Raw genomic sequence first — 24,757 nt, 5'->3', positions numbered from 1 at the left:
CAGCACGAAATGCTAGGCGAACTCGAGCAGTGTGGTACTGGGCCGGATGCGGCGGTACCGCGGGATCCGGTCGAGCATGGGCAGGTATTCGAAGCGGTAGCGGCCACGTCCCCGTGGCATGCGGATGTCGTGTGCGGCCTTGATCCCAGTTATTTGCCGCCCCAGCGAAACGCCCTCGTCAGCGCTGAATCCGAACGGCATCCGGGGCGATTCGTAGCGGTCCGACAAATCGACCCCTCGAAGTGTCCGGCGACTCAGCCAGTGCGGGATCGAGTCGAAGAGCATTTGACCGCCCGGGAATCGCTTGGCGCAGTCCGCGATCAAGGACATCACGTCTTCCGGCTCGAAGTACATGAACAGGCCCTCGGCCGTGATGATCACACCGTTCGACGCGTCGACTCGATCCATCCAGCTTCGGTCCAGGGCAGACTGGGGCAACTCGACGACGCGCGGATCGCGCGGCAACAATTGCCGCCGCACTGCGATGACGGGCGGCAGGTCGATCGAGTACCACGTCACATCGTCGCAGACACCTGCGGCGTCCAGGCGCCAGAAGCTTGTTTGCAGGCCCTCGGCGAGTGCGACCACCGATGCCCTGGGATGGGACCGGAGGTAGGCCGTCGTAACGCGGTCGTAGAGCAACGCACGCAGGGCAAACGCTTGGTTGGATTTGCCGAATTTCGAGTAGTCGTATCTGATTCGCTCCGCGAGTTGGGTCGCCAACTCGTCGGCGATGACCGCGTCAGGCCGGTTGGCCTCCACCGCGCGGTTGTGCAGAGCCCACAGTGACGTCGCTGAAACGCCCTCCAAACTGCTTCCATCGATCCTGTCCACCGCAGAAACCTAACAAAACTACGCGAGCACCAAGACACAGAGGACTAGCGCCGGTGTCAAAGGTCTACAACCGTGCCGGACTATCACGAGTGGTTCAAAATTGCGGACGCGTAATTGCGTCCGTTGCTGCGGCTGGTGCCCTATGGCACAGGCGATGATTACAGTGGTGGGCACGCTAGCAAAGGGTTATCCGTGTATCCGAAGATGAAATTGTCGTCGATTACCGCGGCGGTCTGCGTTGTCGTCACACTCGCAGCGGTGGGCTGCCGGGCCGAGCCTGTTCCGCGCATTGATCCGGGGGTACCGGCGATCGGTGCGGAACCGGATCTCCCGCCGCCGCACGTGTGGCTCCCGCTCGACGGGTTCTACACACCGCCTGCGAATGTGCCGCGAAGGCCGGGCATCCTGATGCGTAGTGAACCCATGACCGGCCGCTTGCTTCCGCCGAGATCCCGAGCCTGGCGAGTCATGTACAGCTCCACGCTTCCGAACGGGGCACCCACGACCGCAGTCGCCACAGTGTTGGCTCCACAGCAACCTCCTACCGCGCCAAGCCCGGTGATCCTGTTCCAACACGGGACGGTCGGTATCAAGCAGAAGTGCATGCCCTCAGTGATCACGAGCCCGTTTGAGGGTGTACCCGGGCTGGAGGAGATCATCCGGAAGGGTTGGGTAGTCGTTGCTACCGACTACCAGGTCAAAGGCGACGGCGTGATTCCCTTCCTCGTCGGTGAAGGGGAAGCTCGCAGTGCGCTGGACTCCCTGCGAGCGGCGCGGCAGATGCCGGAGCTGAATTTGGACAGGCGCACTCTGGTCTGGGGCCACTCCCAGGGCGGCCATGCGGCGCTGTGGACGGGTATCGTTCGGCCGACTTACGCACCGGACGTCAACCTGCTCGGCGTTGTCGCGGCCGCTCCGGCCACCGATCTGGACGAACTCGCGCGTATACACGCCCAGGGCGTCGCCGCGGCCTTCCTGGGTCCGTACATGGCAACCGCCTACAGCCAGTACTACCCGGACGTGAAGTTCGACGACCTCGTGCCACTCGGCGCGCGCGAGATTTCACGGGAGATCGCCGACTTGTGTCCCGAACCTAAGGACATGCCTCGAATGCAGGAACTCGGCAGCCAGTTGGGGGCGGCGTCGGTAATGCCGGCGTCACCATCCGGCCCGTTCGCGACCCGCCTGCGGGAGAACACGCCCAACCAACCCGTCGCTCTCCCGCTGCTGGTCATCCAGGGGCTGACGGATCCTGTCATCCCGTCGTCCGTCACGGACGCCTTCGTCGAGCGGCAATGCGCGGCAAGACAGAATTTGGCCTATTGGCGCGTTCGCGAGCGGGATCACAATACTGTGCTGGCAGGGGACGGTCAGATACCGGAGATGCTCGTTTCCTGGACTGAGGACCGTCTGGCCGGCCGACTTCAGACCGGTTGTCAGACAACCACTTTGCGTGGCTAGACTCACCAGCCGACAGGAAAGGACAGGCAGTGCTCCAAACGTTATGCTGGCTGCTTCCGCCGTCTGCGTTGAAGAACCGGATCCTCGCCAGATTCGGCCACAGCATCTCGCCGAGCGCTCGGATCGGACCTGCGGTGGTTCGCCGGGTCGGGCGGTTCGAGATCGGTGACGGCGCGCGGATCAGCCTGTTCAACGTGTTCAGCGGTCTGCGCCTGGTTCACCTGGACCGCTATGCCGCCATCGAGTCCTGGAATTGGATATCGGCGCATCCGGCCTTTCAAGACGTGGACCCCCAAGCCGGCACTTTCTACCTCGGGTACAGCGCGAAGCTAGGCAGCCGCAACTACGTTGATGCCTCCGGAACGGTTGTCTTGCGCGATTATGCCGCCGTCGGTGGGCATCGAGTCTTTATCCAAACCCACGAACCCGATTTCAAGAAGTATCTACAGCGGGTCGGCCGGATCACGATCGGGCACCACTCGCTGGTGGGCAGTTGCGCCGTCATGCTCAAAGGCGCGTACCTGCCGGATCAGTCGCTGCTGGCAGCCAATTCGACCATGACGTCGGCCTCCGCACGGGACCGCAAACGGGGGCTGTACGCTGGGTCCCCTGCGGTATGGAAGCGAGAAACCATCGGGCGCTACTTCGACCGGGCCGAACGATTCATGACCGAATTCGTTGTCGACGGTCCGATGGGTGTGATTGCGGAGGACCTTGACGCGGCGAAGCGTCAAATACCTTCTGAGCCTGGCGGTTCGTTAGCCCCATAGTCATCCCTACACTGACGCCCATGAACAACGAAGAGCTGGTGCGCCGGTTTCATCCTGAAGCCAATGTCGGCGGGTTCAGCCATGTCGACGGCACGGTCGCCTTCTACACGCAGATCGCGTCGATCTTGCGGCCGACCGACGTCGTCCTCGATTTCGGTGCCGGACGAGGCGAGCCGATCATCGATGACGCCGTCGAGTTCCGCCGACACTTGTCGAACTTGAAGGGGCGTTGTGCGCATCTGGAGGGATGCGATATCGACGACGCCGTCCTGCAGAACCCGTACCTCGACCATGCCGAAGTGATCGCTCCTGGGGCCTCGCTGCCGTATCCCGACGAGCACTTCGACATCGTCCTCGCGCGTTCGGTTCTCGAGCACGTCGACGATCCCCACTTCGTCGCACGCGAGCTGATGCGTGTGACGAAACCGGGCGGTTTGATCGCCGCGATCACCCCCAACAAGTACGGCTACATCGCCACCGGTGCGCGACTCGTGCCCAACCGCATGCACGTGAAGGCGCTCGAGAGCGCTCAACCCCAGCGCAAGCCCGAAGACGTCTTCCCGACCCGGTACCGGATGAACACAGCGGCGGCGTTGCGGCGGGCCTTCGGGCCGGATGCCGAGGTCAATGTCGGCTACTGGGCGGCCGAACCGGCCTACCACTTCGGCCGCCCCGTGGTCTACCGGATCATCCGGTGGCTGAACAAACATGCCCCGGCGGTGCTGCAGCCGACCCTGCTGATCTACATCCGCAAGCGCGCGTAGCGTCCCTTTGGGCGGCTCATCTCATACGTGGGGGTCTGCGACGACTTCGAGCCAGATGGATGCCGGAAAGTCGCCCCCTGTGCCAGGCGCTGCGACGCCGCGGTCGGTCCTCAGTGGGTTGTTGTAGGTCGGGATGATCGCCTGAGCCCGCTCGAGCGCCTGATCGTGGACCATGGCACAGCCGAGTCGGATTTCGAACCGTCGGTTGTCGGCCAGGTAGGCGTGCAGCAGCACGCTCTCCGACCAGAAAAAGAGATCGCTCGAAAGCACCGACGGCATGTAGTCGTACGGCAGCGTCACGTCGTGGAAGTGGACGAAGACACCCCTTGCCAGTCGTGGCAAAATTTCGAGGATCAGGTAGTTGACGTCGCTGCCCGGCGACACGGTATGGGTGGAGTCGATGAACAACACATCACCCGGGCCGAGACCGGCGAATTCATCGGTTGGCAGATCCTGCACCGGAACGTCACGCAGCGTGATCTTGTGTTCTGAATGCAAGCGTTTGAGGTAGCTGGTGGGAAACGGGTCTACACACTCGAGGTCGATGTCTGTGCCGGTCTCGGCAGCTGCGCGCAGCACCACAGACGTCGACGCCCCCGCACCGATCTGAATCATCCGCCGTGGCTTTCGCGTCCGCACGAAGCAATACAGCAAATCAGTCTCAATCGGGCCGAAGCCGACTGCTCCGTTCTCCGAAGCGGCATACTCGTACAGGCCCAGCGACGGCAGTGTGGCGGCGAGGTCCGCTGGGCAAATCTCGCGCAACCACCCGAGTTGTTTTTCGATGTCGGTGCCCGAAACACCGGCCAACGAATACGGACGTTGCCAGCGCCGGTCGGCCTTCAAAGCGCGGATATCCGGAATCTCGCTGTAGAAATGCCTGGGCAGCACGTCGATGCCGACACGCTGGCCGACTTCAAAAAGGCCGCGGAGCCGCCCCTTTCCCCACTCCTTTACCGAACGGATTCGCTTATCACGAGTTGCCACCATCTTCTCAGTCTGTCACAGGCCGATGAGGCCGATGCGCCGTGCGTTGTCGTCACAAGAGGCTTGAAATGACTGTGTTGCCGGACTCGTCGCAAGACTGGATCTGAATTCGGAGCAAACCCGCGATATGCTTGTCGGCGATGTCGAAAAACTCGGACGACTCCAACCCTGACCGCCACCAGGTGTCGGCCTCATGACGACTACCCAGACCACCCAGCTGCCACCGGGCCCGGCCTGGCCGGTACACGCGCAGGGTGTCGCCTTTCTGGCCGCCCGCCGCAGGGTCATGGAGGCGGCCTGGAAGCGCTTCGGCACCGCTTTCACCGTGACACTCCCCTCGACCACAATGCTCGTGATCACCGATCCAGCGTTGATCAAGGAGCTGTTCCAGACCTCGACGACATTGGTGCAGGGTGTCGAGCCGAATCTGGACGTGGTCTTCGGTCCTGGCTCGACGTTCGGCCTGCACGGCGAGGCCCATCGCCGACGCCGCAAACTGCTCGTGCCCGCTTTCAACGGCAAGCGGATGCGGTCCTATGACGGCGTGGTCGAAGAGGAGGCGATGAGGGAGATCGCCACATGGCCTGAGGATCAGGAATTTCCGATCCTGGAGTCGATGATGCGTATGACGCTCAACTCCATACTTCGGGCAGTATTCGGAGCCGAGGGCGCGCAACTCGACGAATTACGCACTGTCATGCCCAAATTGATGAAACGGGCTGCCATCTTCGCCATTCTGCCGGGACTGCGCCACGACTGGGGGCCGCGCAGCCCGTGGGGACGCTACCTCGAGATTCGGCACCGGTTCAATTCCATCATCGATGCTCTGATCGCCCAACACCGAGCCGACCCCCACTTCGAAGAGCGCAGCGACGTGCTTTCGATGTTGCTGCGGTCCTCCTATGAGGACGGTACGGTGATGTCGAACAGCGAGATTTCCGACGAGCTGTTCACACTGCTGGCCGCTGGGCACGAAACAACAGCAACCGCGTTGGCTTGGACCGTGGAGCGGCTACGGCGCCATCCAGATGTATTGTCTCGTCTGGTCGACGAATTTGACTCCGGTGGTTCGGAATTGCTGCAAGCCACGATCGACGAGGTTCACCGCACAAGGCCGGTGATCGACGGGGTCGCCCGACAGGTGATAGACGAGCCGGTGCCGATCGGGCCGTGGGTCGTCGCCAAGGGGCAGATCATCCGGGTCGACATACCGTTGACCCACCGCAACGAAGCCGTGTATCCGGAGCCCGACCGCTTCAATCCCGATCGGTTCATCGACTCTAAACCGGACATGTATGCGTGGGTGCCGTTCGGCGGGGGAACGCGGCGGTGTATCGGCGCTGCGTTCGCGAACATGGAGATGAACGGCGTGCTCAAGACGATGCTCCGCGAGGTCAGCCTGGTACCGACGGACGAACCCGACGAACGGCCCCGCAACAAGGGCGTCTCGTTCGCGCCGCACCGTGGCGCGCGCATGGTACTGCGCCGCCGCGCCAGCGCAGCGAAGTAGTCGTCGATGTTGCGTAGTGAACACGTTATGGTCCTGTCATGGCGTTGAATTCGCTTTCAGTTGCGTTAGCGGGGGCGCGTCTCGCGGTGACCCGTCCGTTCGAGTTGGTCGACAGAATCGAGGGCAAGCGCGAGGTACGGCGGATGGGTCCGCACGTCGACGTCGCCGGTGCCCGGGCCGATGTCTACGATGCGATCCACGAGTTGTGCGGTGTCTCGGCCTGCTTTACCTGCGCCGAGGAGATCGCGGCGATGACGGCCGAAGTCAATGCGCGTCTACCGAGGGAGCACCTTCACGACGGAGGAAACACCCTCGCGCAATCGCTCTGGATCCTGATTCGGCATCGTAAACCTGCCAAGATCGTGGAAACCGGTGTGGCGCGTGGTATTTCGTCGGCCTTCCAGCTTGGCGCGCTGGCAGCGAACGGTGAAGGCCAGCTCTGGAGCATCGATCTGCCGCCGGTGCGCGGCGACTGGCAGGTGGAGACCGGCAGTGCAGTTCCGGACCGCCTGAAGGGCCGGTGGACCTACATCAGGTCCTCGAGCCGCCGGGCATTGCCGCCGCTGCTGGCCGACCTTCGCACCATCGACATATTCGTGCACGACGGCTTGCACACAGCCGAGACAATGACGTTCGAATTTCACCACGTATGGCCGTATCTGAAGGACGACGGAGTGCTGGTCGCCGACGACGCCGATGCCAACCCGGCGTTCGTCGAATTCTGTCAGCGCGCCGGACTCGAGGCCTTGCCTCTGATCGAAGTGGACAAGGGTTCAGTGGTCGGGGTCGTCAACAAGAAGTAGGCCGTAGACCTGCGCAGTACAGTACAGCGGTGGGTTATCCGGAGAACGTGCTGGCTAGAGACGAACAGGTGGTTCTGCATCGGCATCCGCACTGGAAGCGCCTGACAGTACCGGTGCTGATTCTCGTCGCCATCACTGCCGTGGCGGCGTTGGGCGCCGGCTACGTCAACAGCACGGATTGGGACAGCACCGCCAAGCAAATCGTCGTGCTGGTCATCCTGGTCGTCTGGCTGCTGGTGGTCGGCTGGCTAGTGCTCTGGCCGTTTCTCAGCTGGCTGACTACGCACTTCGTGATTACAGACAGGCGGGTCATGTTCCGCCATGGCCTGCTGACGCGCGCGGGAATAGATATCCCGCTGGCGCGGATCAACAGTGTCGAGTTCCGCCATGGTCTCGTGGACAGGATGCTGCGGACCGGCACGCTGATCATCGAGTCAGCGGCACAGGATCCTCTTGAGTTTCATGACATCCCACATGTCGAGCGCGTTCACTCGTTGTTGTATCACGAGGTTTTCGACACCCTGGGCTCCGAGGAGTCGCCGAGCTGACCCAGCCGCCGGGTCCGTCGACCGGGGCTGCGCAGGGGGGTCACGGTGCCGTCGTGCAGGCTGGGGTCGCGCTGGTCCTCGAGCACCTCGGCGAGTCCGCCGGCTGTGAGCGACTCGATCGCCTTGTCCGGGTTGCGCCCGAACTCGTCTGGGAAGACCCAGCGGCGGAATGCCCAGAACCGGAACGCCATCTGCAGCAGGTTGCCGATGATGTAGGCGGAGATGAAGTCGGCGACGTTTTCGACGGTCAGCGACACGTCGGGGACGCGCAGCTGAAGCACGTAGCTGGAGAACCACAGCGGGGCCATCGACAGCAAGACCCCGACACCGCTGAACGCGAAGAACATCAACGCCTCGTGGTGGCGCTCGCGGCCGCCGCGATCCCGGAAGCTCCACTCGCGATTGAGGATGTAGGACGCGATGACCGCGACGATGCCCGCGATGATCTTGGCGGTGACCGGTTTGGGCTCGAGCACGGTCAGCTTCAGCGTGTAGAACACCGTCGAGTCGATGACGAAGGTGGTTGCGCCGACGATCGCAAACTTGATGAGCTCGTGGTGTCGTTCGAAGTAGGGCCGGATCGGGCGTGGCAGCCTTGCGATCGTGGCATCGGTGAAGGACACAACTGCGCAGTCTACGGAAAACAGGCCGGTGACGCGTACTCGCGCAGATAACCACGGATATGTGGCCACTTCACGCATGACAACATAAGCGGGTGCCACGAGATCCGAGTGCGCCGCCGGTAGTAGCCATGATCGGCGGTGGGCAACTGTCCAGGATGACCCACCAGGCCGCGATTGCGCTCGGCCAGACGTTGCGCGTGCTGGCCGCAACCGCCGACGAAGCGGCGGCCCAAGTCACCCCCGACACAATCATCGGCGCACACGACGACCTCGAGGCGCTCCGCCGCGCCGCGGCCGGCGCGGACGTGGTGACCTTCGACCACGAGCATGTGCCGAGCGAGTTGCTGGCGAAACTGGTGGACGAGGGGGTCAACGTGGCCCCGCCTCCATCGGCATTGATCCACGCGCAGGACAAGTTGACGATGCGGCGGCGGTTGGCCGCGCTCGGCGCGCCGGTGCCACGGTTCGCGGAGATCACCGACGTGGCCGAAATCGATACATTCGCGGCGCGCGCGGGCGAAGCGCTGGTGGTGAAGGCTGCGCGCGGCGGCTACGACGGCCGCGGGGTAACGCTGGCTCGCGATGTCGCCGAGGCACGCGACGCCGTGCGACGATACCTAGCGGATGGTGTCGCGGTGCTGGTGGAGGAGAACGTCCGAATGCGCCGTGAACTGGCAGCGCTCGTGGCGCGCTCGCCGTTCGGGCAGGGGGCGGCATGGCCGGTGGTTGAGACGGTGCAGCGCGACGGAATCTGTGTGGAGGTCATTGCGCCCGCTCCGGACCTGGACCCGGGACTGAGCAGCGCCGCAGCGCAACTCTCGTTGCGGTTGGCCGACGAATTGGGCGTGGTGGGAGTGCTTGCCGTCGAATTGTTCGAGACTGTCGAGGGGACGGTTCTGGTCAACGAGTTGGCCATGCGACCGCACAATTCAGGTCACTGGACCATGGACGGTGCGCGCACCAGCCAGTTCGAGCAGCACCTGCGGGCAGTGTTGGACTACCCGCTGGGCGACACCGCGCCGATCTGGCCGGTGACGGTGATGGCCAACGTGCTCGGCGCGCCTCGACCGCCGGCAATGAGCGTTGACGAACGCCTGCATCACCTGTTCGCTCGGATGCCGGATGTCAAGGTGCACCTCTACGGCAAGGTCGAGAGACCGGGTCGCAAGCTCGGTCACGTGAATGTAAGTGGACCCGACGGCGCGTTGGCCGAGGTGCGAGAACGGGCACGGCGTGCGGCACGCTGGCTGGCGCATGCGGAATGGGACGACGGATGGGATGCGCATGGCTGATGAGCGGTCGCGGCCTCGGGTCGGCGTGATCATGGGCAGCGACAGCGACTGGCCTGTCATGCAGGAGGCCGCCGTTGCACTCACCGAGTTCGACATCACATTCGAGGTGGGCATCGTGTCGGCGCACCGGACCCCCGCCCGGATGCATGACTACGCTCGCGGCGCGGCCGCGCGAGGAATGGAGGTGATCATCGCCGGTGCCGGAGGTGCGGCGCATCTTCCGGGCATGGTGGCAGCGGCCACGCCTCTTCCCGTCATCGGGGTGCCTGTACCCCTGGCGAGGCTCGACGGGCTCGACTCCTTGCTGTCCATCGTCCAGATGCCCGCCGGTGTACCAGTTGCAACGGTTTCGATCGGCGGGGCACGAAACGCCGGGCTGCTGGCGGTGCGCATCCTTGCCTCGGCCGACCCGCAGTTGCGTGGACGAGTTGAGAAATTCCAGGCGGACCTCGAAACGGCGGTGCTGCAGAAGGACGCCGCGCTCCGCGATCGCTTGCTCGATTACTGAGCACCGCGGGGTCCACGGTAAAGTTACCGGTGAGTAGCGAGGAGGCAACGATGGCTCAATGGACTGGAAATTCGTCGTTCGATCTGTTCCAGTTGCCCGAGGAGCACCGAGAGTTGCGAACTGCGATCCGGGCCCTCGCGGAGAAAGAGATTGCGCCGCACGCCGCGGACGTCGATGAGAAGTCTCGGTTTCCTCAGGAGGCGCTGGAGGCGCTCAATACCTCCGGCTTCAACGCGGTGCACGTGCCAGAAGAATACGGCGGACAAGGTGCGGATTCCGTGGCGGCCTGCATCGTGATCGAAGAGGTCGCACGGGTGGACGCCTCGGCGTCGTTGATCCCGGCCGTGAACAAGCTGGGCACTATGGGCCTGATCCTGAAGGGTTCCGACGACCTGAAGAAGGAGGTACTGCCGGACCTCGTCCAGGGCAAGCTCGCGTCGTATGCGTTGTCCGAGCGGGAGGCGGGCAGCGATGCGGCGGCAATGCGGACGCGCGCCAAGGCCGACGGTGACGATTGGATCCTCAACGGTGCCAAGGCATGGATCACCAACGGCGGGAAATCCGCTTGGTACACCGTAATGGCGGTCACTGACCCCGACAATGGCGCCAACGGCATATCGGCGTTCATGGTTCACATCGACGACGAGGGGTTCACCGTCGGAGCGAAGGAGAAGAAGCTCGGGATCAAGGGTTCGCCGACGGCCGAGTTGTACTTCGAGAATTGCCGCGTCCCTGGTCACCGGATCATCGGGGAACCAGGCACCGGTTTCAAAACCGCGCTCGCCACGCTTGACCACACCCGACCGACGATTGGTGCCCAGGCGGTCGGAATTGCGCAAGGCGCGTTGGATGTGGCCATCGACTACACCAAGGACCGCAAGCAGTTCGGCCAGTCCATCAGCGAATTTCAGGCGGTGCAGTTCATGCTGGCCGACATGGCTATGAAGGTCGAGGCCGCCCGGCTGATGGTCTACACCGCCGCCGCACGTGCCGAGCGAGGCGAGGGCAACCTGGGGTTCATCTCGGCGGCGAGCAAGTGCCTGGCCTCAGACACGGCGATGGAGGTCACCACCGATGCCGTGCAGTTGCTGGGCGGTGCCGGCTACACCCAGGACTTCCCGGTTGAACGAATGATGCGCGACGCGAAAATCACTCAGATTTATGAGGGCACCAACCAGATTCAGCGCGTCGTCATGTCGCGTGCCCTGCTCAAGTAACAACCCCTCGAGACGATTCGATCAACACTCGAGGGGTGTGCCGTGGCATTCGGTTTCAGATTGCTTGGCAGTGATATACCCTGAGTTTGCTAGTCAATAAGTCGGTGGGGAAAAGGACGGCGATGAAACGCGACAACAAAGGCCATCCTGTGACGGTGGAGTCAGCAAGTGACGAGAAGTTCGGTGGGTCTCAGCGGCGGCTGATGACCATTCTGGCAAGCGCTGGGAGCGCCCTCCTTGCGACTGGCGGCATCGTTGCCGCGCTGACGATGTCCGCTGGCGCCCAACTACCTTTCTCGCCCGAAGCGGCGGCTTCGTCGGTGACTGCCACTCCTGGCTTCGGCTCCAACCGCGACAGCGGCTTCGATTTGCGGCGCCCGCAGTTCACGGCTCAGGCCCCGGCGACACCGGGGCAGGTGGAGTGCATTCCGAATCTGTCGCGGTCCGCGTGCCCCCCTTCGCGTAACGTCGCTGACTCGGCTGCTGCTGGATGGTTAAGAGCAGCGCAAGGGCCGTACACCGCCATTCAGAGTTCGCTGCAGACCGCGGCGAGTGAGATGCAGGCACAAAACATGGACGGGGTCCGCAGCGCCTGCCAACAAATTCTCAGCAACAGCCAACGGTTGCGCAACACCTTGCCGAGCCCGGACGAGGCACTCACCGCTGAAGTGGAAGGTGCGGTGAGTGAACTGATCACCGCGGCCAACATGTGTCTGGGCCCGGACGCCACCTCGAATGCGCAAGCGCTCATGTCTCACGTCGAGCAGGCCAATGCGCATTTCGCCAACGCGCAGCAGATCATGGAGAGCAAATCGCCGTAGTCGGCCCGCTCTGCATCTCATTCCAGAGTTCGGCTGACCTTTTCGGCCGTTCTGTGCTTGTCCACTGCAGCCGGTTCCGGATTGCTCACCTGCACCAACGAGGCGCCTGCGACTAGGGCAGCGAGAAGATTGTCGATCAGGTCGGTGCCGGTCGTCCAAGGCTTGCTCGACAGCACCCGGTCCTGCGCGGTGAGACCGCGCGCCGCCGCTGAATCACGAGCCGCCGCAAGGACTTCGGCCACCGATCGGCCGTCGAGTGCCGGCCCGGGATGCTGCTCGGGTGAGATCTGGTCGCCGTGCACGCGCACGGCGGTCGCGTAGTCGGTCAGCCCGACGGGCAGATCGGCCACCGGCTTGCCGAACGGATCGAGCGACAGCACCGCGATCTCGCCCATCCCGACGGCGTCGTCGGCGTCGACCAGCCGGTCGACCGTGCAGAGCGCGATGTCGGCCTGCCCATCGGGATCGGGGCCCAGCACGACTTCGGCGCCGATCCACCAGATCCCGAACAACACGGCGGCGGTCTGCCAGTGCGCGGGAAGTAACACCGCGACGCGACTGCTCGGGCCCGCGCTCAGTTCGTCGCGCAGCAGGTTGGCGGTCTTGGCCGCCCAGTTGGCCAGCGTGGCGGTCGACAGCTCGATGCGCTCGCCGGTGGCGTCGTCGTAGTAGGTGATCCGCGGGCCGGCGGGGTCGGACGCCATGAGCGGATCGAGGATCGCCGAACTGACTGTGGTCACGGCTAGTTGACGCACTCCGGGTCGGCGGCGCCCGCAGTCAGGATCGGCGACGGCGGCGGCGCGGTCCCGGTCGAGTCGGCGCCGACCGCGACGGCGTCGGTGGTCAGCATCGGATCGCTGCCGTCGAGGCCGGATCCCGGCCCGGTGTAGTCGTTGCCCAGCACCACCCGCACCGAGCCGGGTGCCACCGAGGCGTCCTCGACGACGGGCAGCCCGCCCAGGTCCTTCGCGACGGCGGCAGCGCCGAGGTCGTCGGCCTTGGCCACCCGCACCTGGCTTCCGGTCACCGGGTCACCCTCGTGGTTGCCGGTGCTGCCGGGCGTGAATCCCTTTTTGGTCAACACCTGTGACACCGCGGCCGCCAAGCCGTTGATGTCGGTGGCGTTCACCACGTCGGCGGTGGTCTTGTCCGGCGAGTAGGCGAGTTCTTCGGTCTTGCCCTCGTCCTGGTCGTGCAGCAGGCCCTCCACCCACGACTTGACCTCGCCGGCGTCGATGCGCACGACGCTCTGCATGCCGTCGTCGCTCCAGCCGGCCTCCTCGAGCACCGGAATGGTCGCGAACGCGACGTTGCCCGCTGCCAGCTTCTGCAACTGCTCGGCGAACTCCATGACGTCCCAGCCGTCGGAGAGCACGACGGAGCGCTGGACGGCGTCCTCCAGGCGGTTCAGGGTGGCCGGACTCGACAGCGTCCTGCTGGATATGACGTCGTGGGCCAGCGAGGCCATCACGGCCTGCTGCCGGGTCACCCGGTCGAGGTCGCCGCGCGGCAGGTCGTGGCGCTGGCGCACGAAGCTCAGCGCCTGCGGGCCGTTGAGCTTCTGCCAGCCGGCGGGGAAGTCTGCACCCGAAAGTGGTTCGTACACCGCTTCTTTCAGGCACACATTGACTCCGCCGAGCGCTTCGGTGATCAACGCGAAGCCCAGCAGGCCGATCTCGGCGTAGTGGTCGACGGTGACGCCGGTGAGGTTGGCGACCGTCTTGATCAACGCCTCGCGGCCCGCCTCGGTCGCCTGCGGCTGGGCCTGTGCCGGGTCCATGCCGTCCTGCTCCACGAGTTCGATCATCTTCTCTGCGTGCTCCGAGCCGTACACGCCGTTGATCTTCATCTTGCCAACACCGGGTGCCTCGACGTAGGAGTCGCGCGGGATCGAGATGGCCGTGGCCGACTTCCCGTTGTTCGGGATGCGGATCAGGATGATGGTGTCGGTGTTGGTGGCCTCGTCGTCGCCGGCCCGCAGGGTGGCCAGTTCGTCGGCCGACAGCGGGTTGCCGTGGGCGTCGGTGCGGCTGTCCAAGCCGACCAGCAGCACGTCGATCGCGCCGTCCTCGCCGCCCTCACCCAGCGCGATCGGCGAGATGTGGTTGATGCCCGACTCGAACGAGCGGATCTTTCCCCACGCGACTCCGGTACCCACCACGATCGCCAATGCCGTCGACACGGCGATGACACGAAGCATGCGAGCGGGCATCAGCCCAGGCTACTTGCGAGACGGGCGCAGACCCGGTAGCGCGGATCGGCGTGCCAGACTCGTGATCATGTCTGCCCGAATCGTTATCCCCGGCGCGGGCGGGATGGTCGGCCGGGCCCTGGCCGCCCGCGCCCGCGGCCAGGGCCGCGAGGTGCTGGCGCTGACGTCGTCGGACTGGGACATCACCGACGAGGCCGCCGCCCGCCGGTTCGTCGAACCCGGTGACGTGGTGATCAACTGCGCCGCCTACACCAAGGTCGACGCGGCCGAGGCCGACGAGGCCCTGGCGTACGCGGTCAACGCCGACGGGCCGGCCGCCATCGCGCGGGCCTGCGCCGACGCCGGCGCGGGCCTGGTCCACATCTCGACGGACTATGTCTTCTCCGGTGCCCAGCGTCACCCCTACGAGATCGACGACGAGACCGGGCCGGTGAGTGTGTACGGCCGCACCAAGCTGGCGGGGGAGTCGGCGGGGCGCGCCGCGCTGCCCGGCGCCTATGTCGTGCGCACCGCCTGGGTCTACGAGGGCGGCGACGGCGCCGACTTCGTGGCCACGATGCGTCGGCTGGCGGCGGGCGATCGACCGGTGGATGTGGTGGCCGATCAGATCGGATCGCCCACCTACGCGGGCGATCTGGTCACGGCGCTACTCGAGGTGGCCGACGGTGCGGTGCACCTGCCGGTGCTACACGCCGCCAACACGGGCGAAGCCAGCCGCTTCGACCAGGCGCGGGCCGTGTTCGAGGCCGTCGGCGCCGACCCCGGGCGGGTGCGGCCGGTCGGCACCGACCGCCATCCGCGGCCCGCGCCGAGGCCGCCGTACTCGGCGTTGTCGATCGAGCGGTCGGTCGCGGCCGGGCTGACGCCGCTGCGCCCGTGGCGCGAGGCCCTGGCGGATGCGATCGCAGCGCACGGCCCCGGCGGCCCGATACCCTCGACGCCGTGAGTGACGAATTGGCAGCCGTCACGTGAGTGACGAATTGGCAGTCGTCACGGTGACGTACTCACCGGGGCCGCACCTGGACCGGTTCCTCGCCTCGCTGTCACACGCCACCGACCGTCCGGTGACGGTGATCGTGGCCGACAACGGCTCCACCGACGGTGCCCCGGAGGACGCGGTCGAGCGCTATTCCAACGTCCGGTTGCTGCGCACCGGCGCCAACCTGGGCTACGGCCGTGCCGTGAACCGCGCGGTCGAGCAGTACCTCGCGGAATCGCACTACTCCGACTTCTTCGTGGTGGCCAACCCCGACGTGCAGTGGGGGCCGCGCAGCATCGACATCCTGCTGGAAGCCGCCGCGCGCTGGCCGCGTGCCGGCGCCCTGGGACCGCTGATCCGCGATCCCGACGGCTCGGTCTATCCGTCGGCGCGCCACCAGCCGAGCCTGATCCGTGGCGGCATGCACGCCGTCGTCGGCCCGTTCTGGAAATCGAACCCCTGGACGGCCGAGTACCGCCAGCAACGAGAGGAGCCCAGCGAACGCCCCGTCGGCTGGCTCTCCGGATCGTGTCTGTTGCTACGGCGCTCCGCATTCGAGGAGATCAAAGGCTTCGACGAGCGCTATTTCATGTACATGGAGGACGTCGACCTGGGTGATCGCCTGTCACGCGCCGGCTGGCAGAACGTATACGTGCCTGCGGCAGAGATTTTGCACGACAAGGGCCACGCGACGGGCCGGGACCCGGCCCGCAACTTGGCTGCCCATCATGTGAGCACCTACACTTTCCTCGCGGATCGGTATCCGAGGCGGTGGCAGGCGCCGCTGCGCTGGACGATCAAGGCCGCACTCGCCGGGCGCGCGGGTCTGGTGGTCCGCAACTCGCGGCGCAAGAGGGCGAAAGGACGGGCATAACGGTGAATCCTGCACAGGTGGACGCCGTCATCTTGGTCGGCGGGCTCGGTACCCGCCTGCGGCCGCTGACCCTGTCGGCGCCCAAGCCGATGCTGCCGACGGCCGGCCTGCCGTTCCTGACCCACCTGCTGTCGCGCATCGCCGACGCCGGCATCGAGCACGTCGTGCTCGGCACCTCGTATAAGGCCGGTGTCTTCGAGTCCGAGTTCGGCGACGGCTCCAAGATGGGCCTGCAGATCGAGTACGTCGTCGAGAACGAACCGCTTGGCACCGGCGGCGGCATCGCCAACGTCGCGTCGAAGCTGCGCTACGACACGGCGCTGGTGTTCAACGGCGACGTGCTGTCCGGCGCGGACCTGCGCGCCCTGCTCGACAGTCATGAAGCCAACAACGCAGACGTCACCCTGCATCTGGTGCGGGTCGGCGACCCCCGAGCCTTCGGCTGCGTGCCCACCGACAACGACGGCCTGGTCACCGCGTTCCTGGAGAAGACGCAGGACCCGCCGACCGACCAGATCAACGCCGGCTGCTACGTGTTCAAGCGCGAGGTCATCGAGCGCATCCCCAAGAACCGCGCGCTGTCGGTCGAGCGCGAGGTGTTCCCGGGGCTGCTGTCCGAAGGTCTGCGGGTGTGCGGTTACGTCGACTCGACGTACTGGCGCGACATGGGCACGCCAGAGGATTTCGTCCGCGGGTCCGCCGACCTGGTGCGCGGCATCGCCCCGTCGCCCGCCCTCGGCGGTCACCGCGGCGAGGAACTGGTGCACGACGGCGCGAGCGTCGCGCCGGGCGCCCTGCTGATCGGCGGCACCGTGGTCGGTCGCGGCGCGGAGATCGCCGGCGGCGCCCGGTTGGACGGCGCGGTCATCTTCGACGGCGCCCGGGTCGGCGCCGGCGCGGTCATCGAACGCTCGATTGTCGGCTTCGGCGCGCGCATCGGCCCGCGGGCGCTGATCCGCGACGGCGTGATCGGCGACGGCGCCGACATCGGTGCCCGTTGCGAGCTGCTGCGCGGTGCGCGGGTATGGCCGGGGGTCACGATCCCCGACGGTGGGGTCCGGTTCTCCACCGACATCTAGAGCTGGCGCGCGAAACAAGGTTCCGGTACAGATTTCGGGCGGCTTGTGTGTCGTAACTCTTATCTCGACACTCTTATCTCGACGCGATCACCGGGAGCGTGCCGCCGCCGCCAGTTGGGTGAGGCCGAAGTCGCAGTCGTCCGGGAGCGCGTCGAGCGGCCACCAGCGCAGGTCCAAAGACTCGTCGCTGACCGCGATCTCGGCGTCGGCCGGCGCGCGGACGAGGTATTGCATGTCGAGGTGGCGGGTCGGCACTCCCAGCGAGCAGGTGACCGGATGCACGTGCAGCGCGGCCGGCGTGGGGTCGATGACCAACCCGTCGACACCGGACTCCTCGGTGGCTTCGCGCAGCGCGGCCGAGACGACGTCGGGGTCGTCGGCCTCGCAGTGCCCGCCGAGTTGCAGCCACCGCCCGAACCTCGGGTGCAGGGTGAGCAGCGCATGCGTGCCGGTGTGGTTCAGCACCAGCGCCGACCCGGTGACGTGTCCGGGCACGCATTCGCGCAGACATCCGTCGGGACGGGCGGCCAGGAACGCCAGCAACGCGTGCCGCAGCGAATCCTGAGCCGGATCGGGCGCCTGCCAATTCGTGAGCGTCTCGACCGCCGATTCGTGCAGGCTCACTTGCGCACCAGCAGGTCGTCGGTCGGCACGGGATCGCGGGGTCCCGGCGGCGCCGCGCCTTCGTCGGGATAGCCGATCGCGATCGCGCCCAACGGTTCCCAATCGGCGGGCAGGTCCAGCTCGTCGCGCACCAGGTCGGCGGCGAAGATCGTCGAACCGACCCAGCAACTGCCGACCTCGCGCACGGCCAGGGCCACCAGCAGCGCCTGCACCGCGGCGCCGACCGCGACGGTGAACATGGTGCGCTCGGCGGCGGTGCGGTCGGTGTCGGGATAGTGGTGAGCACCGTCGGGCACCAGGAACGGGATGACGACTTCCGGTGCGTCGTAGAGGATCTGGCCCCGGGCGACGCGGCGTTCAACGGCGTCGGCCGGTCGGCCGTCGGCGATCAGGTCGGCGCGCCATTTCTCCTTCATCCGGTCCAGCAGTGCGACCCGTCGGGCACGGCTCTGCAGCCACACGAACCGCACCGGCCGGGTGTGGTGCGGTGCGGGGGCAGTGAGGGCCTCGGCGACAGCGGATTCCACGACATCGGCCGCGACCGGCTCGGCCGAGAACCGCCGTACCGACCGCCGCAACAGCTGAGCCTGCCGGCGGCCCAGCGCGATGGCCTCCTCGGTGCCGAGCCAGAACAGGTCTTCCTCGCCCGCCCGTACCAGCGTCTGCGCGGTCGACCCGTCGTCGGACAGACTCAGCCCACGTACCACCGCGACCGGTATGTCGGTCAGCTTGCCCTTCACCAGGTCCGCCGCAGCGGCGATCTCGTCGGCGACGGCGATCTCGGTGACGATCAACTCGTTGCCGTGACGGTCGACAGAGCCGCCGTAGCCGTGCAGCACGGTCAGCCCGGCCGCCCCGATCGCGACGTCGGTCTGGCCGTTGCGCCACGCGCGGCCCATGGTGTCGGTGATGATGACGCCGACCGCCACGCCCAGACGTTCCCGAAGCGCCGAGCGCAGCTGCGCCGCGCTGGCATCGGGATCGGTTGGCAGCAGGGCCAGTTCGGCCGCGTCCACGTTAGAGCCGTCGACGCCGGCGGCCGCCTGCACCAGTCCGTAGGCGTTCTCGGTGATCAGCGTCCGGCCCTTGCGCGCCAGCACCCGGACGGCCTCGGCGTCGATGAGCTTGCGCCGCAGCGTGTCCCGTTCCTCGGGATCGGCGGGAGCATCGACGATGCGGCCCTCGCACTTGGAGACGACCTTGCTGGTGACGACGAGGATGTCGCCGTCGCGCAACCACGGCGCCGCCGACGCGATCGCGGCCGCGAGGTCGTCGCCTGGCCGGAACTCGGGAAGTCCCGGCATGGGCAGCAGTTCGACGGCGGCGGCGGACCCGTGGTCACCGCCCGGCGGGCCGCTCACGGTTTCACCCCACCCAGTTCCAGTCCCGCCCGCACCATCTCGGCGGTGACCGCGGGCTCCGACATCAGCAGCGGCACGGATCGGACCTCCACACCGTCGATGTCGGCGAGGTCGTTCTCGTGGACGAGCCAGCCGTCGAGGATGCCGACGCCCGAGCGTGCACCGTAGTGCCGACCGACCGCCTCGGAGGTGCTCTCGACGCCGATCACCGAGAGGCATTCGTCGGCCATGCCGCGCAACGGCTTTCCACCGATGATGGGGGAGTAGCCGATCACCCGGGCCGGGGTCGACCGCAGCGCGCCCCGAATTACGGGCACCGCGAGGATGGCGCCGATGCTCACGACGGGATTGGACGGCGCCAACAGCACCACGTCGGCGGTCTCGATCGCCTCGGCGACGCCGGGCCCCGCGGTGGCTTTATCCGCTCCGACGAACGCGAAGCTGTGCGTCGGCACGCGAGCGCGGTGGCGCACCCACCACTCCTGGAAGTGGATGGCACGCTTCTGTCCGGCGTGCTCGCCGGGGCCGGGATCGGTGATGACGACATGGGTTTCGCTGCGGTCGTCACTGGCCGGCAGCAGCCGGGCGCCGGGCGACCACCGCCGGCACAACGCCTCGGTCACTTGCGACAGCGGATATCCGGCGCGCAGCATCTGGGTGCGCACCAGGTGGGTCGCCAGGTCCCGGTCGCCGAGGCCGAACCAGTCGGGCTGCACGCCGTAGGCCGCGAGTTCCTCTTTGGCGTGCCAGGTTTCGTTGCGATGGCCCCAACCTCGTTCGGGGTCGATGCCGCCGCCGAGGGTGTACATACAGGTGTCGAGGTCCGGGCAGATGCGCACGCCGAACATCCACGCATCGTCGCCGACGTTCACCACAGCAGTCACTTCATGCTCGCCTGCATCACCAGCGCCAAATTGCCCCAGTCCCAGCAGATGTTGCACGCCGAGCAGGAAGCGGGCGCCGCCGACGCCGCCGACCAGAACGGTGACCTTCACATCGACCGAGAGTAGGCCGTCACCGCGGGCGGGGGGCAGGCAGGACTCGGGCAGGACGGGGGGTGTGAGGGACACGCCGAACTGCGACTCGCCGAAATTGGATCACGGAATGGTATGAATTCCTGTTCTAGCGCTTGACCCCGGCAGCTAACGCGTGTGTAATCACACCAGTGTCATTTCCCGGTAGGCCATCCGGTTCCGGTGCCGCAGACCGAGATTCGATCACTTGTTCGAATTGAGATGGCCGCACGTCTGTGCTGTGCGGGCGTATAGGGGATTCACGAGACCAGGTGAGGAGGCGGAAGATGTCTTTTGAGCACAGCGATTTCGATCGCGTCGTTCGGTTCGACAGCCGGTTTTTCGGCTCAGTAGACAGCGCGCCGCACACCGATACCGGACTGGCACCGATCGAGACGCCACGGCGTCCCCAGTTAAGCCTGGTGCCCGATCCGATTGAGGTGGCGCCGGCGCTTACCCCGGAGGACGACCTCTGGCAGGAGAAGGCGCTGTGCGCCCAGACCGACCCCGAGGCGTTCTTCCCGGAGAAGGGCGGCTCGACCCGCGAGGCCAAGCGGATCTGCCAGGGCTGCGAGGTGCGCGACGCGTGCCTGGACTACGCGCTGGCTCATGACGAGCGCTTCGGCATCTGGGGCGGCCTCTCCGAGCGCGAGCGCCGCCGCCTCAAGCGTGGGATCATCTAGTCGTCGTATCAGTCGTCGTCGATCGCCGGGTCGATGACCGAAGGCTCGACGCCCAGATACGTGGCGACCTGAGCCACCAGAATCTCGTGCAACAGCTCCTCGAGTTCGACGGTGTCCTTCGCCCGTCGCTCGATCGGCTTGCGGAACAACACAATTCGAGCCCGGGTGGAGTTGCCGCGAACATCCACCCCGGCCGGTATCAGCCGGGCCAGGGCGATCGGCCCGTCGGCGATCACTTCGGGTGGCCACTGCACACTGTCCGGGTCCTTCGGCGAGATCCGGGGAATCTCATCGACCGCGACGTCGAGCGCCTTCAGCCGGTCCTGCCACCGCCGCTCGATCGGCTCGTACGCCTCGAGGACCACCATGTCGAACAACTCGGCGCGGCTTCGCCAGCCCGGCACCGTAGGCGGCAGCAGCGGCCCGCGCATCTCGCGGCCGCGGCGTGAATGCAGGTATCCCCGCTTGGGCACGGTACGAGGGTAACGGTTGGGGATCGGCGGCCCGCCGACTGCGCGTGTCCGGCGGCTCGCGGTGTTTGCGCACGATAACCTCTCGTTCGTGAACGTTCCCCGTCGCTGCTGCCGGCCCGGGTGTCCCCACTATGCGGTCGCGACGCTGACCTTCGTCTACTCGGATTCGACGGCCGTCGTAGGACCGTTGGCGACAGTGTCTGAGCCGCATTCCTGGGACTTGTGTGTATCGCACGCTCAACGGATCACCGCCCCACGCGGCTGGGATTTAGTTCGGCACGCCGGGCCGTTGCCGTCGATTCCGGACGACGACGATCTCGTCGCACTCGCCGATGCGGTCCGGGAACGACGAGACATGACGCCGCCGGTCAACGGCGTTCTGCCAGGTTTCTCCGATCCGGCCACGGGAGTGCAGGGCGGAGCCCTGGTTGCGCCGCCCGCCCGGCGTTCCGAGGTCAACGGCCGCCGGCGCGGCCACTTGAGGGTGCTGCCGGATCCGGTGGAATAGGGCCCGACGACTACCGCATCAGACCGAGGTCGAAATCGTGATCGGTCGTCCGTTCATCGTCACCCCGGTAGCGGTGTAGGCGCCGGGAGCGTTTGAGAAGAACACAGGTAGCTCCGGGAACTCCACGATCGTAATGCCGTCGAAGTTGATGTTCGACAGAGTGCCCTGCGGAGTGGCCAATAAAGCCTGGTCCCATGTCAACGCATTCCCTGCCGTAACAACGGTGATGTTGTGCGTCTGGCCCAACGTCGGCTGATTGATGGTGACGTTGCGGATCGTCACGTTCGACACTTCGACACCCGGGTTCTGGCTCAGAATCATGATGGCGCCGAACGGGAAGAACGAGGCCGTGTTCGAACGGCTTATGGTGCCGCCGTTGACCGTGATGTCTCTCGTGGCGCGGGTATTGAAGATCCCGCCCTGCGAACCGATGAAGAGACCGGCCTGGCTCGAACCGTTGACCGTGAAGTTGTTAATCGTTATTCGCTCACCGCCGACGACCGCGATGCCACGCGCCTGCAGATTATCGATGACTGTCGGATTGTTGATGACGATGTCGGTCACCGGGCCGGAGTCGGAGCTGTACGACACGACGGCAATGGAGTCGTCGCCGGTACGGGATACCGTTGCGTTGTTCACGACGCCGTTCTTCGACGCGCCGGTGATCTGGATGCCGTCGGCGGCGGTGTCGCTGACCGTGACCCGCTCTACAAGGAAGTTGCTGGCGCCGACGATGTAGATTCCTGCGGACGCGCTTCCGACGACGTTGACGTCGCTGATGATGTTGCCGTTCCCGCCGAACAGCAGGCGGCTCTGGTTGGTGCCGTCCTGGCGTGGAAGCCCAACGGGAGCATGCAGATTCATGTTCTTCAGCGTCACGTTGTTCGCCAGGATCTGGAATGACGCCAGCGCGGGATTAGTGGCGTACAGAGTAGCGCCACTGCCGTCGATCGTCACGCCCGACGTGGTGACGCGCAGCAGGCTGTTGTACTGATACGTGCCAGGTGCGAGCACGAGCGTGTCGCCGGATCGGAGGCCGCCCAATAACGCTTGCAGAGCGGCCGTCGTATCAACACCCGTGACGTCGACGGGGGCCATGGTGACGGTGACCGTGACGGTCTGCACGGATCCGGTGCCGTCATCGACGGTGACGGAAAATTGATCCGTGTCGGTTCCCGCCGTGATGCGGGCAATCTGGCGCCCGAGCTGGCTCGGTGTGTAGGTGAAGGTGCCGTTCGTGTTCATCACCACCGCGCCGTATTTCGGGGCAGTCGGCGTATATGCCACCGAACCGGCGTTGATGTCGGTGCTCACGGCTCCTGTGACCACGCCGCTCGTCGCATTGGGTTCAGAGACCGTGACAGTAAGGGTGTGGCCTCGCTGAAGATTCACCGTGCGGAGGACGTTGTCCGCCGTGTCCGTGACGAGCAGGCTTCCGTCGGCGGCGACAGCGATCATATGGAAGTTCGACTCGGGAGCAAGGTCGATTGTCAGGGTATTGATCACCGTCCGCGACGCGGTGTCGATAACGCTGATCTTGTCGTTGCCGTTGGCGACGTACAAGACGCTGCCGTCGGCACTCAGCGCCACGCCCACCGGCATGGAAGGCACCGCGGTCGTTCCTTCGACCGTGTTGGTGGCAGTATTGATCACCGACACACTGTTGCTGCCGTAGTTGCTCACGTAAGCACGAGTGCCGTCCGCGCTGACGACGACCTGCTGGGGGGTCGCGCCGACGCCGATCGCGCTGACTGTCACCTGGTTCGTGCTGGCGTTGATCACTGTGACGGTGTTCGAGGTCCGGTTCACCACGTACAACCTCGGCCCGTTCACCGTCTGCGCAAATGCGATTCCACGCGGATTCGCACCAACCGGAATGGTGGCTATCACCTTGTTGAAGTTGGCGCTCGTCGCATCGGTGTCGATCACTGAAACGGTGCTGCTGAAGAAATTCGCAACATACACTCGGGTGCCGTCGGTATTGATGGTTATCGACTCGGGCTGCGTGCCGACCTTGATCGGGCTTCCCACTACCTGATTGGTCGCTGTATTGATGACCGACACCGTGCCGCTTGTGCGGTTCGTTACATACAGGAGCGATCCGTTGGGAGAGGACACCAGATTGGTCGGCGCTGTTCCAACCGTGATGGTGCTCACCAGGGAGCCGTCCGTGATGCTGATCACGGACAGGGTGTTGCTGCCTTGGTTGGCGACATAGGCCCTGTCGCCTACGACGACGACGCCGTACGGATTGGAACCGGTGGTAGCAGAACCGATCTGGCTGGAGAAGGTGGCCGGCAGGATCGCCAGGCTTACCGTCGTAGTCGTGGTTGCCTGTCCGTCGCTGACCGCAATCGTGAACGTTGCGTAGTCGGCTAGCGGGGTGGCATCTGCAGCGAGTCGCGCCGACACGGTGGGCGTGAAGGTGAAGGTGCCATTGGCGTTGACCGTGACGGTGCCGCCTGCGGGCTGTCCACCCGACAACGAATACGTCAGCTGATCGCTGTTCGCGTCGGTCGCGGTGACGGTGCCCGTAATCGTCCCAGTGATCTGATTCGGTGAGCCTGCGGTGGTGCCCGTCACCACCGGAGGGCTGTTGCTCCCGGTGCTCGGCAGGATGGCGACGGTGACGGATACCGACGCGGTGGCTTGGCCGTCGCTGGCGACGACGGTGAAGGTGGCGGTCTTGGGTCCGGTGGGGGTGGCTGCGGCGTCGCGGGCGGCTTGGGTGGGGGTGTAGGTGTAGGTGCCGTTGGTGGTGATGGTGACGGTGCCGCTGCTGGGTTGGGTGGGCACGGTGTAGGTCAGTGGGT

General features: G+C 65.7%; 25 protein-coding genes. 15 read left to right on the top strand and 10 right to left on the bottom strand.

Going from position 1 to position 24,757, the window contains the following annotated elements; translation table 11 throughout:
• Positions 1-12: 12 nt before the first annotated feature.
• A complete protein-coding gene (locus tag ABGB19_RS24960) occupies positions 13-834 on the bottom strand; it encodes a class I SAM-dependent methyltransferase (protein WP_347688680.1) in 822 nt (273 codons plus the stop codon).
• 603 nt (positions 835-1,437) lie between these two features.
• Here ABGB19_RS24960 and ABGB19_RS24955 point away from each other — a divergent pair.
• The 3 genes from ABGB19_RS24955 (at position 1,438) to ABGB19_RS24945 (ending at position 3,829) form a co-directional block, all read left to right on the top strand.
• Entirely contained in the window at positions 1,438-2,295 is an 858-nt protein-coding gene (locus tag ABGB19_RS24955) for a lipase family protein (RefSeq protein WP_347688679.1), read from the top strand.
• A 68-nt stretch (positions 2,296-2,363) separates the two neighbouring features.
• Positions 2,364-3,065, top strand: coding sequence for a hypothetical protein (locus ABGB19_RS24950; protein WP_347688678.1), 702 nt, complete (start codon positions 2,364-2,366; stop codon positions 3,063-3,065).
• A gap of 20 nt (positions 3,066-3,085) precedes the next feature.
• Complete coding sequence (locus tag ABGB19_RS24945) at positions 3,086-3,829, top strand: methyltransferase domain-containing protein (RefSeq protein WP_347688677.1); 744 nt, start codon at positions 3,086-3,088, stop codon at positions 3,827-3,829.
• 21 nt (positions 3,830-3,850) lie between these two features.
• Here the strand turns inward: ABGB19_RS24945 and ABGB19_RS24940 are convergent, their stop codons facing one another.
• Positions 3,851-4,819: a class I SAM-dependent methyltransferase gene (locus ABGB19_RS24940; RefSeq protein WP_347688676.1), complete on the bottom strand. Its 969-nt coding sequence runs from the start codon at positions 4,817-4,819 to the stop codon at positions 3,851-3,853.
• A gap of 190 nt (positions 4,820-5,009) precedes the next feature.
• On the opposite strand from ABGB19_RS24940, the gene ABGB19_RS24935 reads away from it, so the two are divergent.
• Genes ABGB19_RS24935 through ABGB19_RS24925 form a run of 3 tightly spaced genes read left to right on the top strand, consistent with a single transcriptional unit; the run spans position 5,010 to position 7,677 of the window.
• On the top strand, positions 5,010-6,326 hold the full coding sequence (locus ABGB19_RS24935; RefSeq protein ID WP_347688675.1) for a cytochrome P450: 1,317 nt from the start codon (positions 5,010-5,012) through the stop codon (positions 6,324-6,326).
• A 38-nt stretch (positions 6,327-6,364) separates the two neighbouring features.
• Positions 6,365-7,129, top strand: a complete 765-nt coding sequence (locus ABGB19_RS24930) for a class I SAM-dependent methyltransferase (RefSeq protein ID WP_347688674.1) — start codon at positions 6,365-6,367, stop codon at positions 7,127-7,129.
• 29 nt (positions 7,130-7,158) lie between these two features.
• Entirely contained in the window at positions 7,159-7,677 is a 519-nt protein-coding gene (locus tag ABGB19_RS24925; protein WP_347688673.1) for a PH domain-containing protein, read from the top strand.
• On the opposite strand, the gene ABGB19_RS24920 is transcribed toward ABGB19_RS24925, so the two are convergent.
• On the bottom strand, positions 7,632-8,300 hold the full coding sequence (locus ABGB19_RS24920) for a GtrA family protein (RefSeq protein ID WP_347688672.1): 669 nt from the start codon (positions 8,298-8,300) through the stop codon (positions 7,632-7,634). The genes ABGB19_RS24925 and ABGB19_RS24920 overlap by 46 nt on opposite strands.
• Before the next feature lie 128 nt (positions 8,301-8,428).
• Here ABGB19_RS24920 and ABGB19_RS24915 point away from each other — a divergent pair, with 128 nt between their 5' ends.
• From ABGB19_RS24915 to ABGB19_RS24900, 4 genes are all read left to right on the top strand, one after another.
• Complete coding sequence (locus tag ABGB19_RS24915) at positions 8,429-9,592, top strand: 5-(carboxyamino)imidazole ribonucleotide synthase (protein WP_347688755.1); 1,164 nt, start codon at positions 8,429-8,431, stop codon at positions 9,590-9,592.
• Positions 9,585-10,100: a 5-(carboxyamino)imidazole ribonucleotide mutase gene (gene purE / locus ABGB19_RS24910; RefSeq protein ID WP_347688671.1), complete on the top strand. Its 516-nt coding sequence runs from the start codon at positions 9,585-9,587 to the stop codon at positions 10,098-10,100. The genes ABGB19_RS24915 and purE overlap by 8 nt, the downstream gene beginning before the upstream one ends.
• Positions 10,101-10,150: 50 nt before the next feature.
• Positions 10,151-11,317, top strand: coding sequence for an acyl-CoA dehydrogenase (locus ABGB19_RS24905; RefSeq protein WP_347688670.1), 1,167 nt, complete (start codon positions 10,151-10,153; stop codon positions 11,315-11,317).
• 122 nt (positions 11,318-11,439) lie between these two features.
• Entirely contained in the window at positions 11,440-12,138 is a 699-nt protein-coding gene (locus tag ABGB19_RS24900; RefSeq protein ID WP_347688669.1) for a hypothetical protein, read from the top strand.
• Between the two features lie 17 nt (positions 12,139-12,155).
• Here the strand turns inward: ABGB19_RS24900 and ABGB19_RS24895 are convergent, their stop codons facing one another.
• A complete protein-coding gene (locus tag ABGB19_RS24895) occupies positions 12,156-12,878 on the bottom strand; it encodes a TIGR03089 family protein (RefSeq protein ID WP_347688668.1) in 723 nt (240 codons plus the stop codon).
• Between the two features lie 2 nt (positions 12,879-12,880).
• A complete protein-coding gene (locus tag ABGB19_RS24890) occupies positions 12,881-14,353 on the bottom strand; it encodes an LCP family protein (protein WP_347688754.1) in 1,473 nt (490 codons plus the stop codon).
• Between the two features lie 64 nt (positions 14,354-14,417).
• Here ABGB19_RS24890 and rfbD point away from each other — a divergent pair, with 64 nt between their 5' ends.
• From rfbD to ABGB19_RS24875, 3 genes are read left to right on the top strand one after another with little or no spacing between them, the layout of a single operon-like run.
• Entirely contained in the window at positions 14,418-15,296 is an 879-nt protein-coding gene (rfbD, locus tag ABGB19_RS24885; RefSeq protein ID WP_347688667.1) for a dTDP-4-dehydrorhamnose reductase, read from the top strand.
• A 22-nt stretch (positions 15,297-15,318) separates the two neighbouring features.
• The gene (locus ABGB19_RS24880; RefSeq protein ID WP_347688666.1) at positions 15,319-16,203 is read left to right on the top strand and encodes a glycosyltransferase family 2 protein; all 885 of its coding nucleotides are present in this window, start codon (positions 15,319-15,321) and stop codon (positions 16,201-16,203) included.
• A gap of 2 nt (positions 16,204-16,205) precedes the next feature.
• Positions 16,206-17,282, top strand: a complete 1,077-nt coding sequence (locus ABGB19_RS24875; RefSeq protein WP_347688665.1) for an NDP-sugar synthase — start codon at positions 16,206-16,208, stop codon at positions 17,280-17,282.
• An 87-nt stretch (positions 17,283-17,369) separates the two neighbouring features.
• Here ABGB19_RS24875 and ABGB19_RS24870 read toward each other — a convergent pair whose 3' ends face one another.
• The 3 genes from ABGB19_RS24870 to cofD are packed head-to-tail and all read right to left on the bottom strand — an operon-like array spanning position 17,370 to position 20,262.
• Positions 17,370-17,906 carry an NUDIX domain-containing protein gene (locus ABGB19_RS24870; RefSeq protein ID WP_347688664.1) on the bottom strand — a complete coding sequence of 179 codons (537 nt, stop codon included), beginning with the start codon at positions 17,904-17,906 and terminating at the stop codon, positions 17,370-17,372.
• Positions 17,903-19,267, bottom strand: coding sequence for a coenzyme F420-0:L-glutamate ligase (locus tag ABGB19_RS24865; RefSeq protein ID WP_347688663.1), 1,365 nt, complete (start codon positions 19,265-19,267; stop codon positions 17,903-17,905). The genes ABGB19_RS24870 and ABGB19_RS24865 overlap by 4 nt, the downstream gene beginning before the upstream one ends.
• Entirely contained in the window at positions 19,264-20,262 is a 999-nt protein-coding gene (gene cofD, locus ABGB19_RS24860) for a 2-phospho-L-lactate transferase (protein ID WP_347688753.1), read from the bottom strand. Before cofD ends, ABGB19_RS24865 begins: the two co-directional genes overlap by 4 nt.
• Positions 20,263-20,699: 437 nt before the next feature.
• Between cofD and ABGB19_RS24855 the strand changes: the two genes are divergently transcribed.
• A complete protein-coding gene (locus tag ABGB19_RS24855; RefSeq protein WP_347688752.1) occupies positions 20,700-20,963 on the top strand; it encodes a WhiB family transcriptional regulator in 264 nt (87 codons plus the stop codon).
• Between the two features lie 8 nt (positions 20,964-20,971).
• Here the strand turns inward: ABGB19_RS24855 and ABGB19_RS24850 are convergent, their stop codons facing one another.
• On the bottom strand, positions 20,972-21,394 hold the full coding sequence (locus ABGB19_RS24850) for a metallopeptidase family protein (protein ID WP_347688751.1): 423 nt from the start codon (positions 21,392-21,394) through the stop codon (positions 20,972-20,974).
• Between the two features lie 130 nt (positions 21,395-21,524).
• Between ABGB19_RS24850 and ABGB19_RS24845 the strand changes: the two genes are divergently transcribed.
• Complete coding sequence (locus ABGB19_RS24845) at positions 21,525-21,944, top strand: DUF3499 domain-containing protein (RefSeq protein WP_347688662.1); 420 nt, start codon at positions 21,525-21,527, stop codon at positions 21,942-21,944.
• A gap of 18 nt (positions 21,945-21,962) precedes the next feature.
• Here ABGB19_RS24845 and ABGB19_RS24840 read toward each other — a convergent pair.
• A partial coding sequence (locus ABGB19_RS24840; RefSeq protein ID WP_347688661.1) for a beta-propeller fold lactonase family protein occupies positions 21,963-24,757 on the bottom strand: 2,795 nt, incomplete at its 5' end.

This window comes from Mycobacterium sp. B14F4, from assembly GCF_039871645.1.
GTDB lineage: Bacteria > Actinomycetota > Actinomycetes > Mycobacteriales > Mycobacteriaceae > Mycobacterium.
The sequence above is the reverse complement of the archived record's forward strand: the minus strand, read 5'-3'. Positions and strand labels throughout refer to the sequence as shown.

What these genes read in the sequence shown, in the direction of transcription:
- ABGB19_RS24955 (WP_347688679.1), top strand. Translation starts at nt 1,438, where the DNA reads ATGCCCTCAGTGATCACGAGCCCGTTTGAGGGTGTACCCGGGCTGGAG.
- ABGB19_RS24945 (WP_347688677.1), top strand. Translation starts at nt 3,086, where the DNA reads ATGAACAACGAAGAGCTGGTGCGCCGGTTTCATCCTGAAGCCAATGTC.
- ABGB19_RS24940 (WP_347688676.1), bottom strand. Translation starts at nt 4,819, where the DNA reads ATGGTGGCAACTCGTGATAAGCGAATCCGTTCGGTAAAGGAGTGGGGA.
- ABGB19_RS24935 (WP_347688675.1), top strand. Translation starts at nt 5,010, where the DNA reads ATGACGACTACCCAGACCACCCAGCTGCCACCGGGCCCGGCCTGGCCG.
- ABGB19_RS24930 (WP_347688674.1), top strand. Translation starts at nt 6,365, where the DNA reads ATGGCGTTGAATTCGCTTTCAGTTGCGTTAGCGGGGGCGCGTCTCGCG.
- ABGB19_RS24915 (WP_347688755.1), top strand. Translation starts at nt 8,429, where the DNA reads ATGATCGGCGGTGGGCAACTGTCCAGGATGACCCACCAGGCCGCGATT.
- purE (WP_347688671.1), top strand. Translation starts at nt 9,585, where the DNA reads ATGGCTGATGAGCGGTCGCGGCCTCGGGTCGGCGTGATCATGGGCAGC.
- ABGB19_RS24905 (WP_347688670.1), top strand. Translation starts at nt 10,151, where the DNA reads ATGGCTCAATGGACTGGAAATTCGTCGTTCGATCTGTTCCAGTTGCCC.
- ABGB19_RS24900 (WP_347688669.1), top strand. Translation starts at nt 11,440, where the DNA reads ATGAAACGCGACAACAAAGGCCATCCTGTGACGGTGGAGTCAGCAAGT.
- rfbD (WP_347688667.1), top strand. Translation starts at nt 14,418, where the DNA reads ATGTCTGCCCGAATCGTTATCCCCGGCGCGGGCGGGATGGTCGGCCGG.
- ABGB19_RS24850 (WP_347688751.1), bottom strand. Translation starts at nt 21,394, where the DNA reads ATGCGCGGGCCGCTGCTGCCGCCTACGGTGCCGGGCTGGCGAAGCCGC.